The following is a 14,429-nucleotide window of genomic DNA, read 5'->3' on the forward strand; positions in this document are numbered from 1 at the left end:
ACGGAAGGCGGCGTGGCGAAGGTCCTCAATCCGGATATCTGTGTAATCGGTGGTGGTGCGGCGGGCCTGTCCGTGGCCGCTGGCGCCGCGGCCTTCGGCGTGCCGGTCGTTCTCATCGAACGCGGCCGAATGGGTGGGGATTGCCTGAATTTTGGCTGCGTACCGTCGAAGGCGTTGATCGCGGCCGCGAAACACGCGCAGGCGATCCGCGCGGCACAGGAATTCGGCATCGCCGCAGGCGAGCCGATCGTCGATTACGAAAGATTGCAGGCGCGGATCCATGCGGTCATCGGCGCAATCGCGCCGCACGATTCCGCCGAGCGCTTCGAGAGTCTCGGCGTGAAAGTCATCGCCGATACGGCCCGGTTCGTCGATGGCGGCACGGTCGCGGCCGGCGATCATCTCATCCGGGCGCGGCGTTTCGTGATCGCGACCGGCTCGTCTCCGGCTGTTCCCGCAATTCCCGGGCTTGCCGAGACACCGTACCTCACCAACGAGACGCTCTTCGACCTGACGCGGCTGCCGGAACATCTCGTCATCATCGGCGCCGGACCCGTCGGGCTGGAAATGGCCCAGGCTTATCGCCGGCTCGGCGCACGTGTGACCGTCCTGGAGAGCAGCAAGGCGCTTTCGAGCGGCGATCCGGAACTGGTGGCGATCGTTCTGGACGCGATCCGCGCCGAGGGTGCCGTTCTTCACGAGGAAACCGCCATACACTCCGTCGAACGGTACGGGGGCGGCGTGCGGCTGCATTGCGAAAACGCGCAGGGGCGCTTTTCTGTCGACGGCAGCGTTCTGTTGCTGGCCACCGGCCGTGCTCCGAATCACGTTTCCCTCGACCTCGACGCCGCCGGTATCCGCCACGACCCGAAGAGGATCGCCGTTGGCACTGACCTGCGGACAAGCAATCGCCGCGTCTATGCGATCGGCGATGCTGCTGGCGGCCTGCAGTTCACCCATGTCGCGAGTTACCACGCGCGGCTCGTGCTCCAGCAGATCCTGTTCCGCGTACCGGCGCGCGAAGACCGCGACATCGTCCCGCGGGTCACGTTCACGGATCCGGAACTGGCGCAGGTCGGGCTAGGCGAGGCAGAGGCACGGGAAAAGTTCGGTCGTATCGACACCGTCCGCTGGGACTTTTCCGCCAATGATCGCGCCCGCACCGATGGGATCGGCCGGGGCATCATCAAGATCACCGTCGGTCGGCGCGGACGGATCCTCGGCGCTGCGATCGCCGGCGCCGGCGCCGGAGAGATGATCAACGGCTTTGCTTTCGCTGTCGCCAATCGTCTGACGCTCAAGCATTTTCGCGGCTATGTGGCGCCCTATCCCACCTTGTCCGAGATTGGAAAACAGGCATCGATCTCCTATTATACTCCCATGGCGCGAAGTCCGCTCGTTCGATCCGTGATTGGACTGCTGCGGTATTTCGGCTAGATCACGATGATCTTGGGTCGAATCGACCCAAGATCATAAACGTGATGGATGCTAATAAGTTGAGACGCGGGATGCGGGCCGGAAACCGCGCACACTTTTCCTCATCCCGCTCTACTGCATGATTCCTTAAATCGGAATCGATTTAAGGGCAAAATCATGCAGCAGTTCAAAGTGTTGCAGCGACATTAGCGCGTCCGATTGGACGCGCGGCGCTGTAAGTTGCAGGGAACGTTCTAGAGTTATGGTGGAAGACGCGCGTCCGGCCAATGCGAATGCTATGCCCCGAGCGGCCGTGGGGTTCCTCCGCGGACTCTCCGGCAAGCTGCTGCTTTTGACTGTCGCATTCGTCATGCTGGCGGAGGTGCTGATCTTCGTGCCGTCGGTCGCCAACATGCGGATCCGCTGGCTTCAGGATCGGCTGAACACGGTGGCCGCGGCGGCCGTCGTAGTCGACGGACTGCAGAATGTCGAGCTTCCGCGGGCCGTGCAGCGCGACACGTTGATGGCGACAGGAACCAAGGCAATCGTCATTCGCCGCAAGGATGCGTCGAGGATGATCGCCACCGTCGACATGCCGCCGGCAATCGATGGCGAATACGATATCGCCAACTTCACCCCCGTCGCTGCGATCCGCGACGCATTCGACACGCTGCTCTTCGGCGGCAGCCGGATCATGCGCGTCTATGGCCCGCTCGGCGAAAGCGATGCGACGATCGAACTGGTGATGAAGGATGCCGGGCTGCGCAAGGCGATGCTTGTCTATTCACGCAACGTGTTCCTTCTGTCGATCGCGATTTCGCTGATCACGGCGGCACTGATCTTTCTCGCCATCAACCGCATGCTGATTGTGCCGATCAGGCGGATGACGGCGAGCATGCAGGAGTTTTCCAACGAGCCGTCCGACCCGGAGCGACTCCTCGTTCCGCCGGAGGGTGGCGATGAGCTGGCGGTCGCCGGCCAGCACCTCGCGAGCATGCAGCGCGAGCTGCAGAAAACCTTGAAGCAACAGAAGAGCCTTGCCGAGCTCGGCCTCGCGGTTTCGAAGATCAACCACGACATGCGCAACATTCTCTCGTCCGCGCAACTCATTTCCGATCGGCTCGCCGATGTCGATGATCCGGTGGTCAAACGTTTCGCGCCGACCTTGCTGCGGACGATCGACCGCGCCGTCGGCTATACGCAGGAGGTTCTCTCCTACGGGCGCACGGCCGAGGCAGAGCCGCACCGTCGCTTTGTCGCCTTGCGTCCGCTCGTCGAGGATGTCGCCGAACTCCTCGCCATCGATCGCCAGAGCGGCATCGATTTCGAAATCCAGATACGGGACGACGTGGTGGTCGACGCCGACAGCGAGCAGCTTTTCCGCGTCGTCCACAACATCTGTCGCAACGCAGTCCAGGCGTTGACGAATCATGAGCCGGAGGACGGCCGTGCCCGGTCGGTCTCCGTTTCGGCCATGCGAACCGGAAGCGTGGTTACGATTTCCATCGACGACACGGGGCCGGGCATGCCGGCCAAGGCGCGCGAAAACCTGTTTACCGCCTTCCGCGGCTCGGCGCGCTCCGGCGGCACGGGCCTCGGGCTCGCCATCGCCCGCGAACTGGTGCTCGCTCATGGGGGTACGATCGCACTCGTCGAAAAGCCGACGCCCGGTACGCTGTTCCGTATCGAACTGCCGGATCGTCCGGTGCCGTTGGACGCTTTCCGCTCGAAGGCGCGCCCCTGATATCCGGTCCCTGGACCGGCGGCGGTCTCATCGCCGAGACCCGATCGCTCTCTCCGGCGGCTTATTCACTGTCGTCGCAAAAATGAAATTTTTTGCCGAAAGGCGCTTGCAATCGCCGAAAGGACCCAGTAGAGGATCGCCACGCAAGCGGTTGTCACCGCTTCAGGCAAGCACCCGTAGCTCAGCTGGATAGAGCACCAGACTACGAATCTGGGGGTCAGGAGTTCGAATCTCTTCGGGTGCGCCATCAACTTCCCTTACTTCTCAGGGCGTTCAGGCATTTTGAAGTCGGCTCGCGTCCCTACGCGTTCCGAAGACGTTCTTGCACGGTTGTTCCCGGTACGCTTTTGGTGTTGCGGTGAGCAGGCGGAGCTACGGTCAGCCAGAGCATCCCGCTTTCAAGTGGAATCACTGAAAGCGGAAAAGATGCTCTAGAATCAAAGTGCTAGAGCGTCCTTTTTGCGTTCACTCGAACGCACGGCGCTCTAGAATGTTCGAGGCTATCCACTCCTCCGACCGGGTCAGCAACTCGCGGAAGTGACGACGGTTGCCGAGCATCAGGTCGCGGATGACGATCAGCTCCGGCGATCCCCCAGCGCCTCGAGAGTCAGATTGATCGGGCAGCCCGGGCGTGGGGCGTTCATGCGCACTCCAAAAACCAATTGCGATATAAAATCAGTCGATCTAGCTTTCAACCGATTGTATAATGCAATCAGAGCCGCGCGGATGTGCCGCGCAAGGAAAGGAAGTGGGATGGCTAAGCTCGTGTTCGGAATGAACCAGTCACTGGACGGCTACGTCGACCATATGGGGTTTGCGCCAAGCCCCACACTCTTCCGCCACTTCATCGAGGAAGCTGAGGGGCAAGCGGGCAGTGTGTACGGTCGCCAGATGTACGAGGTCATGCGTTACTGGGACGACGATCATCCTGATTGGGATGCAGAGCAGCTCGCCTTCGCGGCGGCGTGGCGGAGCCAGCCGAAATGGGTTGTCTCGCGCTCGTTGAAATCGGTCGGCCCCAATGCCACGCTTGTCGAGGATGATCTCGAGGCGGTGATCCGTGAGCTGAAAGCCGAGCGCGACGGGGAGATTGAAGTTGCTGGCCCGACTTTGGCGCAAAGCCTCACCGAACTTGGTCTGATCGATGAGTATCGAATCTACCTGCACCCCGTCGTGCTTGGTCACGGCAAGCCATATTTCGCAGGACCCCGGCCGCCGCTCCGCCTTATGACTAGTGATCGGATTGGCGAAGATGTGATCAGGTTGACCTACGTTCCTGCTTAATCTGGGCGGACTATTCGGGATAAGCCTCAACGCCCTCCGGCGTCGCCTTGTTGAAAAGGATAAATACCAAGGGGTTGCCAGGCTCGGACACGGCATCGCTGCGCTGGCCCGTTATCTCTCCAGCCACGCCGCTTACATACTCCGCAACCACTTCGCCGAAGCTATTGCGCTGGATAGCCACTTTCTGTCCGGCTTCGACCTTGTCGTTGAGCTTGACCAGATGCTCGACGAGCCCGCTCGCGGTGGCCAGGATCGGGAACGCACTGTTTCCGACAAAAACGTCCAAGTCCTTGCCTGTGCGTCCCATTGGCCCAGCAACGATGCCATGATGCTTGAGAACGTTCATTGTGCCTTCCACGAACAGGGAGATCATCTCGAGGTTCAGGACGCGCGCAGCGCCGACCTCCGGCGTAAAGGATGGGATGCCCGTGTCCATGAACGCGTTGTGCAGGACACCGGGATAGACATGGTTGTCGAAGATCTGGGCGACTGGGTAGAGTTCCAACATCGCCTTGACCTCGGGCACATCCATGCCGCCAATATTGAATGCCGTGACTTCGAATCCGGTTGTCCCGGTGTGGAAGTCGATCGCGAAGTCGGCGTTCGGCCGCAGCAGCCGGTTGAACAGAAGCGCGGCGTGTCGGCTGGCCGCGGTGACACCGTTTTCGTTCCCGGGCCACTCCCGATTCATATCGATCAGATCCATGCCTCTGCCCTGATTGGGCCATCTGCGTTGCATGCTTTCGATGGCCGGGCGGGACACGTCAGTGACCGCCATCACCGTGCCCGACATCTCAGCCGGATCGAGCTGGTTCATCACGGTCTGGACCGTATGTATGGAACTCATTTCGTCGCCATGCACACCGCTGACCAGGACGCCACGCTTGCCGGGCTTTGCTCCCTTGGCGACCGTCACAGACACATACCAGTGTTGTCCGGCAGACATCTCGACGCCTTGGAAATACAAAAGGTGCTTCTGCCCGGGCTCCAAGTCGTTGACGTCGAGCACGGCGATGACTTTTTTCCCTTGGATCACATCGCCGGTATAGACCGTCCCCTGAGTCGGACCCGAGGCCGCTCCGCCAGAGGGTGCTGAGTCTTGGGCTTGCGCGGGGCCGGCGTTGCGGGCGAGGACAGCCGAAGCGCCGACCGTGGCAATTGATGCAATCACGAAGTCTCGGCGATCGAGGCCCTTCTTAGGTTTGTCCGACATGATGGGAGGCTCCTTTGTGCTGAAAAGCTACGTTAGGATAGCGGCATGCACATCGGTCGCGAAAATCCCCTGCGACCTAAGACACAACCATGTTCCTGACCTCTCAGAGTTGCAAGACGTCAGCAGAGCTCTGTCGCGGTTTGCGATCTGCGCCGTCTTTCGGCAGGTCGGGGATGGCGCAGAGCAAACCCACGGTTTTTCGGGAGCGGCAAAGTTCGAGCCCCTGCAGCTGTTCGCGTGCCAAACCAGGCTTGCGTACCATCGACCAGGCGCGGACGGCGATGTCGGATGTGGAGAGATGCCGTGTTGAGGGGCGCGTGCCTGTGTGGCCGTGTCAGGGTCGTGATGTTTATCGTTTCTCCCCAATGACGATCAGATATTCCCGTTTGATGTGGAGCCCGGCCTCGACCTGATAGTGCGCGTGATAGGCATCGACGTCGCGCTTCAGCGCGGCGCGTTCACCTTCATTCAAGCCTTCGTAAAGTGTCCGCAACGGCCCGAAGCCGCGGATATACCAGTTCCAGATATCTTCGACGCTGTCATGGTAGACGTTGTTTGTTCCGTGCTCGAAGGTGATTGTGAACTCCTTTCCGAGCAGGTCTTCGATATGGGCCGGATCGCCCCATGATAGTGGTGATTCCGTCGGTGGCGGCGCCTTCGTGTGAGCGCCGATTACAGCGAAGAAGCGAGCAACAGCGCCCGTCGGCGACCAGGCAGATATGGAGAGCCGACCTCCTTTGCGGCAGACCCGCGCCAGTTCGTTCGCCGCGCGGCGATGGTTTCCGGCGAAGATCACGCCGAAGGTCGAGAGTACCTTGTCGAAGCTTTCGTCCGGGAAGGGCAGGTTCTCGGCATCGGCGATGTGGTAATCGATCGGCGGTTCGATGCCGGTCGAAAGCAGGCGCGCGGCGTCGATCAGATCCGCCGATATGTCGATCGCCGTCACGTTTGCGCCGAGGCGGGCGGCATTGCGCGCGCTCCAGCCGGTGCCGGTCGCAACGTCGAGCACTTTGTCGCCGGGCTTCGGGTTCAATCGCTGAGCTGCATGCGCCAGCGCGTCCGAGATGGCGAAACTGACAAGGTCGTAGTGTAGGCCTCCGGCTCCCCAGATTGCTGCCGCCTCCCGGTTGTGTTCCAGGATCCCGTTGCTGACATGTTCCGGCATGAAACCCTCCTTCAGCTTTCGAGGGCGCTATTTCACCACTTGGCGGGCCCGATGGCTAGCTCACGATCTGTAGTGGGATCGCGATCCTGCCGGTGTAAAACTACCGCCGCAAGGAAGGACCGCGATGAGGAGCTAGCGCGGCGGTAGTCGGAGGCTTCGCAAGCTCTTTCCGCTATGGCGCGGCATCGGCCTGCTCGCGCATATCCGGTCGGAGCGGAGAGAAGCTCCGGCTAAGATCGTGGACGGCGACCTACCTCACGGCGCGTCGAGCTCCACGTCTCCGTCGAAATCGAAAACCGCCCGAACGCTGAAGATGTGAGCGGTTTCCTCGTCGGCATTGCGTGCAAAGGAGTAAGCTGCGGCGAGTTTCCATCCCGTCCCTTCGAATGGCACGCCTTCGTCGCGCTCTTCGTCGGGCTCGTAGATGACCTCGAAATCGGCCAGATGCTCGCGTGAGTCCCGCCTGCCGCCAACAAGGTTGAGCTGCCGGGTATAGGTCGCGACATAAGTCAACGGCTCGACCTCAAGCGCGGCGGAGCCCGTGAGGACCAGCGCATCATCCGGGCCGCTGTCGAAATGCCTGAGGTAGGCTGCTTCGCCGAGCAGCCTCAGCGTCATTTCGTTCAGCTCCAGGCTTGCGGTCGTGGATGCCAGATAGGCCTGTTCGGCTTGAGGGTTCAGCCCTTCCTCCACGTCCTCGCCGGTAGGTTCTCCGGCCCCCTGGTACCGGAAGCCCAGCCTGTAGCCGAAATCACCGTCCGTATAACAATCGATCGGCTCCGCCCCTCTGCAACCGTTAAGGACAAGCGAGAGCGAGGACAGGCCATCGGTGTTGCCGGCGCCACCATCCGACAGTCGCGTCCGCCCCCGGGCGGTGAATAGGGAATCGCTGAAGATCGATCGGTCGGTCGTGAACGCCGTTGCGGCCAGGGTCTGGTCCATCCCGAGGCCGTCGAAGTCGAATACGATCTCGGCGCCGACGCGCTCATCCGCGTCGAACTCCGAGACCAGGTCGGTCGCGTTGATTCCGGGCGCGACTTCGCTGGCAAGGCTGAAGATCGTATCGAATTTTCCGGCCCTCATGGTCGCCGGGCCTGCTTCGACGGCGGTGTAGAGTTCGGCCAGATAGGTCCCGATCCCTTCAAAAGTCGTGTTCTCGCCAGGCTCTGGCTCGACAGCCGGCTCCGTGATGATGGACGTGACGAACTGCAAATAATCCGTCGGCGCGAAGAACAGGTCGACGGTAAGTGTTGGCTCCAATGCGTCGGACCGCAGAAACGACGGGTCGGCGGCAAAGACCCAGTCGTTCTGGAGCTCCGCGGAAACTTCGTACCCCGCACAGGGCGCCGTGCAGCCTTCGGCGAGCGCCGGTTCGGCGTCTTCGGCCATCGCAGTCGTCGGGAGCGCCAGCAAAACCATGCTGGCGATGGCGCGCAGACTCATATCGTCAGCACCTCACGCTGACCGCCTGCCCGGGTGGTTCGAACTTCCTTTCGCCCCCGCCGAATGAGCCAAAACACGCATGGCGTTGATCCCCGTTAGAGTCCCCTGACGGACCATAGCGCATGATGTCACCGCCACCAATGCCGACGCGAGGGGAACGCATCCGAAAAACTGTTGCCCATGAGCGGCGCCGGAGGTTCGGAATGGATGGCGGCGGAAGCCGCTCTTCATAGCGCCGATTTACCGAGGGGGCGCGCATCTTACATCCGTAAGATGGGGTCGCGGAGGTGATTGAACCCTTGAGTCTTTTTCCGTGTCACGCCTGCCGGATTTCCGTGAGAGGACAACCGCCGCATGCTCCTGCAGCGGCGAGCGGCGGTTGGGGCGCGTCTGCGACGCGATCATCTCGGAGGACATCACCATGGCCATCTTACCCGATTTTGGTGCGGCGACCTTCATTCCCGGAGCGCCGATCAACAACCCTTATCTCCCGCTTATCCCCGGTCACGTCTTGAGCTACAAGGGAGATGAGATCGATCCCGATACCGGCGAGGTCACGACTGAGCGCAACGACCTCTTCACCACGTCTGCGACATTCGAGGTTCGTGGAGTGAGCACGACGGTGATCCGCGATACGGTCTACGAGGACGACGTGATTCTCGAGGACACCTTCGACTGGTATGCGCAGGATACCGAAGGCAATGTCTGGTACTTCGGCGAGATCGTCGTCAACTACGAATACGACGACGACGGAAACTTCATCGGCGTCAATCATGACGGCGAGTGGTCGGCCGATGATCCCGGCAACCAGCCGGGCTGGGCCATGAAGGCGACCCCGGAATTCGGCACGGCCTATTATCTCGAATTCGCGCCAGGCATCGCCGAGGACGAAAGCATCCTCGCGGAGACCGGGCTCAGCGTAAAGACGCCGTTCGGGCAATTCGACGACGTAATCAAGATCATCGACAGCTCTGCCCTCTCCACGGGTGCCGAGTTCAAGTTCTATGCCCCCGGCGTGGGCTTGATCACCGAACGCGCCTTGGCGCCGGACGGCACGACCACGTCGCAGGTCGATCTGTACCGGCAAGGTGTGGTCGGGGTGCCGGACGACGACACGGACGACGTCACGCCTGATCTGGCTAAACTTCGCGAAGGCAAGGAGATAGAGGATCTGGCCGACGTGCGTGACCTGGATCCGGCGGATTTCACCGGGACAACGAAACAGGTCACGGTGATCGGCGGCTCCACCGACAGCGCCGACGCGCTGGGCGCCTATTTCGTCGACGAGGCGACCGGCGCCTTCAGCGAGGCGCGCATACTCCTGGCGGATCTCTCCGATGCGGCGGGCGGTACCTCGGTGTCTGTGGATGTGCCGGACGGCCAGAGCCTGTGCCTGTTCCTCGTGCGCGGCACCGACGAGATCGGTGTCGACCTGGAAGAGTTCACCGACGGCGGACTGCATCTCAAGAATCTTCTGACCGGCGCGCCCGCGAGCATGAGTGACCTCTTTGCCCCCACTGTCATGGACGAAGCCGGCAACATCCTGCCGATACAGCCGTTGAGCGCGCTCGGGGCCGATGACGGGACAAATCTGCTGAACCCCGCCGGCAGCATGCAGGCGATCGGCCTTTCCTCGAAGGTGCCGGGAGCAGCCGGGATCGACATCATCGGCTTCGAAGACCGGTTGAACACCAGTCCCGACTATGATGGCGATTTCAACGACGCGATCGTCGCGGTCAGCGATGCCCCGATCGCGTCCGAAACGCTCGGCCAGCTCGTTCGCGAAGCCGGAGGCGCAAAGCCCGGAGCGGCGGGCGGCGTCCAGCCGAACGTAGCCGCAGGCGACCTCGCAGCCGACGACCAGGACGGGGATCTGGTCGGGGACCAGGTCGAAGAGCGGCTCGACGACTGGCTGGTGAGCGATACTTTCCAGTTCGCCGACACGACGACGTATGCGAGGCGGACCGCCGAATCCGGCATGGGCGGGGGCTATTTGGTCGTGGCCGAGGATTGGGCCTTCTCCTGCGGCGAACGTGTCCACGAGGATTGGCTCGACGGTACCGATTGGATCGCGGCGGCCGACTTCGAGGTCGCGGCCACTGGTGCCGCATCGCCGAGTGCTGATGGTTTCTTCTTCGTCTGAGCCGCATTTTGCGCCCGTCTGTTGCGGAACCCGACAGGCGGGCGCAAAATTGCGATGGCATGGCAGCTGCGACGCCATCGTGATGCGAGCTCGGGAGAGGACCATGGATTGGACCAGGGGACGTGGCCGGCAGATGCTGATCGTCGGTGCGGTAGGGACTTTCGCACTCCTGCTCGGCCTTGAGGTGGTGAGGGAAGAGGAGGAACTTGACGCAACGGAACTGCTGACAGAGGCGGTGAGCATCGCGCTTCTCGTCGGCTGCTCCGCCTGCGTGGCACTGCTTTCCTCGCGCCTTCGCGAACAGGAAGCGGGCAACCTCGATCTGCGCGACAAGATCGCGCGTATACGCGAAAGCAATGCCCAGTGGCGCGCCGACCTGGCCGACCATTTTCAGGAACTCGGAGCAGCCATCCAGCGCCAGTTCGCGGCCTGGGGCTGTACCCAGGCGGAGCAGGAGGTCGGCCTGCTGCTGCTCAAGGGCTTCAGCCACAAGGAGATCGCGCGGATCCGGGGCGCAAGCGAAGCGACAATTCGCCAGCAGGCGACCGCGGTTTACCACAAGGCCGAGCTCTCGGGCCGCGCCGCGCTCTCCGCCTATTTCCTGGAGGAACTGCTGATGCCGCCGGGGCCGTCACAGCCGTCACCGGCGCACGGCGATGGGCATGCTGGCGCCGAGACCGCCGATGCGACCGGCCGCATCATGCCAAGCTGAGCCCCACAGACCGGTCGGCTTTCCGCACGCAAAGAGCACGCGGCGCTACCAGACGAAAGGAACAAGCCGGTAGCGCACCCGCGCCGCATAGGCGTCGTACCCCGCAAGGCCGGTCCGCAGCGCCTTTTCCTCGATGCGGATGCGAATGGCGAGCAAGACGAGAAGCACAAGCACCGCCCCAAGCCCCCACCAGGAGCCGAGGAGCAGCGAACTGCCCGCGACGAAGATGAGGGCGCTGGCATAAAGCGGATGGCGGACGTAACGGTACGGCCCGGTGGTGACCACGCTTTGCGCCCGTTCCTTCTGGATCTTCACGACCGGCGCCGCGAAACTGTTTTCCCTGAATGTCCAATAGTTGAACCAGATCGAAAGCAAGAGCGCCATTGCGCCGACGCCCTGCACCCACGGCGGAACCGACGACCACCCGAACCGCACGGCATCGAGCGCCATGAAGGCAAACGAGCCGAACAGGAAGAGAAGGATGATGGTGAGCAGCACCTTGTCGGCGAAAGGCTGATCTTTCTGAATGGGCGCCGACAGCCTTTCTTTGAGAAGTGCGGGATCATGTCGGGCGAGCATTAGTCCGGCGATCAGCGAGAGCGCCAGCATCACCGCGAGATAAATCCATGCGGCCGGCCAGGCAAGCGTTCCGGCGGATGCGAAGAGCACTGCGGCGATTACCCCGAACCAGATGACAGTTTGAACGATCAGCCTGACGATCATGGGCACGCTCCGAGATGATCGGGGACGTTTGGCTGTTCAGATAGTGCCGCCGCTCGACATCGCAATCCTCCATTGTGCTGCGGCGTCCTTTGTACGTCTGAGAAGACGCACGGCGCTGTAGGCGGCCTCGGCAGGGCAGGCAAGGCAAGGAGTGGCGACCGGCGAAAATCGATCGGGATAAGCGATGCGCGAGTGTAATGGTAGTCCGCCTTCACGCTGTCGTGTGCACGCGCCGACTTAACAACCCTCTGCCCGATCCCCATATAAAAAACGTGCTTCCCGGCGTCGTCTGCCGGGAAGGAGGGTTGTATGTATCGTTATATGATGAAGGAACTCATGCTTGTCATCGTCGGGCTGGCTGTCTTCTCGGCATTGACCCTCCTTTTCCTCCTGTAGACATTATGAAGACGCCGGCGTCAGCCCTTTCCGAGCTTTTCAAGCGTCCTCGGATCCCTCTCCCCGTTGAAATAGCGGTCGAGCGCTCTTGCGAAGACGCCGACCGTCGGGGCGGCCCTTTCGAACAGCGTCATCGATGAGCGAAACTTGAGGTCGTCCGGTCGCCCGAAAATTTCGAGCGCCGACCGGCCTTGAACGGCATTGACCGCCTCCGTGCACTCGAGAATGCGGTGGCCAAGCAGCGGATGCCGCAGATAGGCCCGCGCCTCGTCCAGGTTCGCAAGCGCATAATATTGCGCCGTTGGTGAATGGCCGAGGCCCTCGATCTGCGGAAAGATGAACCACATCCAGTGGGTTCGCTTGGCGCCGGCGGTGAGTTCCGCGAGCGCGGCGCGATACGTGCTCTCCTGCGCCTTCACAAAGCGCTCGAGATCGAAGGCCTCTTGCATCGGTGCCTTCCCTTCCGACACATCCGCGTCTTCCGCGGAGCGCGGTCGTCCTACCATTTGTGATGAACATGAACCTTGATCAGCCGCTCGTAAAGCGCGGCGATCGCCGCCATGGTCGCATCGTCGAGTGCCGGGAGCGCGCTTGCTGCGGCGTTCGACTGCGCCTGCGCCTCGTTGCGGGCGCCGGGGATAACGACCGAAACGGCCGGCTGCTCGAGGATCCAGCGAAGCGCGAACTGGGCCATCGGCACGTTGGCCGGAACCAGCGCGCGCAACTCTTCCACCGCTTCGAGCGCGACCTCGAAAGGCACGCCGGCGAAGGTTTCACCGACATCGAAGGCTTCGCCGTGGCGGTTGAAATTGCGGTGGTCGTCAGCCGCAAATACCGTGTCCTTGCCGATCTTGCCCGTAAGCAGACCCGAGGCGAGGGGAACGCGGACGATCACGCCGACATTCTTCCTCCGCGCCTCTGCGAAGAATAATTCCTGTGGGCGCTGGCGGAAGATGTTGTAGATGATCTGAACCGTGGCGACACCGGGATATTCGATCGCCTTCAGCGCCTCCTCGACCTTTTCGACCGAGGCCCCGTAGCGACGCATCTTGCCCTTGGCGACCAGCCGGTCGAGCGCCTCGAAGACGTCTGGACGATAATAGACGTCCGTCGGCGGGCAGTGCAGTTGCACGAGATCGAGTGTTTCGACGCCGAGATTCTTCAGGCTGCGGTCAATGAACGCCTCGATATTGCCGGCCGTATAGCCGTCGGCGACATGCGGATTGAGCCGGCGGCCGGCCTTGGTGGCAACGAACGGTTTTTGTCCGCCGCGTTCCTTCAGCACCGCCGCGATGATCTTTTCCGAACGCCCGTCGCCATAGACGTCGGCCGTGTCGACGAAGGTGACGCCGCGGTCGAGCGCGGTGTGAAGCGCGCGCTTGCCGTCGTCCTCACTGACGTCGCCCCAGGCACCTCCGATCTGCCAGGCGCCAAAGCCGATTTCCGAGATCGTCGCACCCGTCCGTCCCAAAACTCTCGTTTTCATTTCGATGTCCTTGTTCTGTTCTGCGTCGGCGATTTCTATGATGATTGCGCCGCGCGCGGAAGCTTAATCCTCGTGCGAAATGATCGCCTTGCCGCGACTGAGGTCGGTGACGAGCGCAACGACCTCCGCCGCGATGTCCTTCCGCATCTCGGCTGTCAGGACCGCCCCTGTATCCGTAAATGTTTCTCCGGCGACCGCGACGCCGCGGCCCGTCAGCCGCGCTTTGATCAGGGCAAGATCGGCAAAGTCGCAGACGATCGTAGCGCGCTGCGTGTCGACGAGTTCGGCTTTTTCAGCGGCCCTCAGGCAGAGTGCAGCCGTGCCGCCATAGGCGCGGATCAGCCCGCCGCTTCCAAGCAGGACGCCGCCGAACCATCGGGTAACGACGACCGCAACGCGATCGACGGATTGGCCGTCGATCGCCGCAAGGATAGGCTTTCCCGCCGTGCCGCTCGGTTCCCCATCATCACTGAACCTGTAGGTCTGGCCGCTGCGCCAGGCCCAGCAATTGTGATTGGCGGTCGGATCGGAATGCGCCGCGAGAAAGGCCTTAGCCGATTGCTCGTCCTCGATCGGGCCGGCGATCGCCAGGAACCGGCTTTTCTTGATTTCCTGTGTCGAGGTTTCGATGCGCTGGAGCGTGAACATCCGCTGCTTCCGTTTTGGAGAACGCTGTTAGCGGATCGGCGGCGTATCGTCACCCG

The 14,429-nt window shown here is 62.1% G+C and carries 12 protein-coding genes, 1 tRNA gene and 1 pseudogene; 6 read left to right on the plus strand and 8 right to left on the minus strand.

Translation table 11 applies throughout. The features are described from left to right. Positions 1 to 12 precede the first annotated feature (12 nt). The 3 genes from RB548_RS00450 (at position 13) to RB548_RS00460 (ending at position 3,407) form a co-directional block, all read left to right on the plus strand. The gene (locus tag RB548_RS00450; protein ID WP_331373118.1) at positions 13 to 1,437 is read left to right on the plus strand and encodes a dihydrolipoyl dehydrogenase family protein; all 1,425 of its coding nucleotides are present in this window, start codon (positions 13 to 15) and stop codon (positions 1,435 to 1,437) included. Between the two features lie 241 nt (positions 1,438 to 1,678). Then, complete coding sequence (locus tag RB548_RS00455) at positions 1,679 to 3,160, plus strand: sensor histidine kinase (RefSeq protein ID WP_331373119.1); 1,482 nt, start codon at positions 1,679 to 1,681, stop codon at positions 3,158 to 3,160. A 170-nt stretch (positions 3,161 to 3,330) separates the two neighbouring features. Further along, a tRNA-Arg gene (locus RB548_RS00460) sits at positions 3,331 to 3,407 on the plus strand. Positions 3,408 to 3,637: 230 nt separating this feature from the next. Here RB548_RS00460 and RB548_RS00465 read toward each other — a convergent pair. Further along, a pseudogene (locus RB548_RS00465) lies at positions 3,638 to 3,804 on the minus strand (winged helix-turn-helix transcriptional regulator); the annotation flags it as partial. Positions 3,805 to 3,913: 109 nt separating this feature from the next. Here RB548_RS00465 and RB548_RS00470 point away from each other — a divergent pair. Next, complete coding sequence (locus RB548_RS00470; protein WP_331373120.1) at positions 3,914 to 4,444, plus strand: dihydrofolate reductase family protein; 531 nt, start codon at positions 3,914 to 3,916, stop codon at positions 4,442 to 4,444. Between the two features lie 10 nt (positions 4,445 to 4,454). Here the strand turns inward: RB548_RS00470 and RB548_RS00475 are convergent, their stop codons facing one another. The 3 genes from RB548_RS00475 to RB548_RS00485 form a co-directional block, all read right to left on the minus strand. Next, complete coding sequence (locus tag RB548_RS00475) at positions 4,455 to 5,657, minus strand: M14 family metallopeptidase (protein WP_331373121.1); 1,203 nt, start codon at positions 5,655 to 5,657, stop codon at positions 4,455 to 4,457. Between the two features lie 349 nt (positions 5,658 to 6,006). Then, a complete protein-coding gene (locus RB548_RS00480) occupies positions 6,007 to 6,822 on the minus strand; it encodes a class I SAM-dependent methyltransferase (protein WP_331373122.1) in 816 nt (271 codons plus the stop codon). Positions 6,823 to 7,077: 255 nt separating this feature from the next. Further along, positions 7,078 to 8,265, minus strand: a complete 1,188-nt coding sequence (locus tag RB548_RS00485) for a hypothetical protein (protein ID WP_331373123.1) — start codon at positions 8,263 to 8,265, stop codon at positions 7,078 to 7,080. A gap of 421 nt (positions 8,266 to 8,686) precedes the next feature. On the opposite strand from RB548_RS00485, the gene RB548_RS00490 reads away from it, so the two are divergent. Then, complete coding sequence (locus tag RB548_RS00490; RefSeq protein ID WP_331373124.1) at positions 8,687 to 10,408, plus strand: hypothetical protein; 1,722 nt, start codon at positions 8,687 to 8,689, stop codon at positions 10,406 to 10,408. 103 nt (positions 10,409 to 10,511) lie between these two features. Continuing rightward, on the plus strand, positions 10,512 to 11,120 hold the full coding sequence (locus tag RB548_RS00495; protein ID WP_331373125.1) for a helix-turn-helix transcriptional regulator: 609 nt from the start codon (positions 10,512 to 10,514) through the stop codon (positions 11,118 to 11,120). A 45-nt stretch (positions 11,121 to 11,165) separates the two neighbouring features. On the opposite strand, the gene RB548_RS00500 is transcribed toward RB548_RS00495, so the two are convergent. The 4 genes from RB548_RS00500 to RB548_RS00515 form a co-directional block, all read right to left on the minus strand. Beyond that, the gene (locus RB548_RS00500; protein WP_331373126.1) at positions 11,166 to 11,843 is read right to left on the minus strand and encodes a methyltransferase family protein; all 678 of its coding nucleotides are present in this window, start codon (positions 11,841 to 11,843) and stop codon (positions 11,166 to 11,168) included. A gap of 416 nt (positions 11,844 to 12,259) precedes the next feature. Next, complete coding sequence (locus RB548_RS00505) at positions 12,260 to 12,688, minus strand: DUF1810 domain-containing protein (RefSeq protein WP_331373127.1); 429 nt, start codon at positions 12,686 to 12,688, stop codon at positions 12,260 to 12,262. Between the two features lie 50 nt (positions 12,689 to 12,738). Further along, positions 12,739 to 13,725 carry an aldo/keto reductase gene (locus RB548_RS00510; RefSeq protein WP_331373128.1) on the minus strand — a complete coding sequence of 329 codons (987 nt, stop codon included), beginning with the start codon at positions 13,723 to 13,725 and terminating at the stop codon, positions 12,739 to 12,741. 63 nt (positions 13,726 to 13,788) lie between these two features. Further along, complete coding sequence (locus RB548_RS00515; protein WP_331373129.1) at positions 13,789 to 14,373, minus strand: IMPACT family protein; 585 nt, start codon at positions 14,371 to 14,373, stop codon at positions 13,789 to 13,791. Positions 14,374 to 14,429 lie beyond the last annotated feature (56 nt).

Source organism: Sinorhizobium chiapasense (genome assembly GCF_036488675.1).
GTDB classification, from domain to species: Bacteria; Pseudomonadota; Alphaproteobacteria; order Rhizobiales; family Rhizobiaceae; genus Sinorhizobium; species Sinorhizobium chiapasense.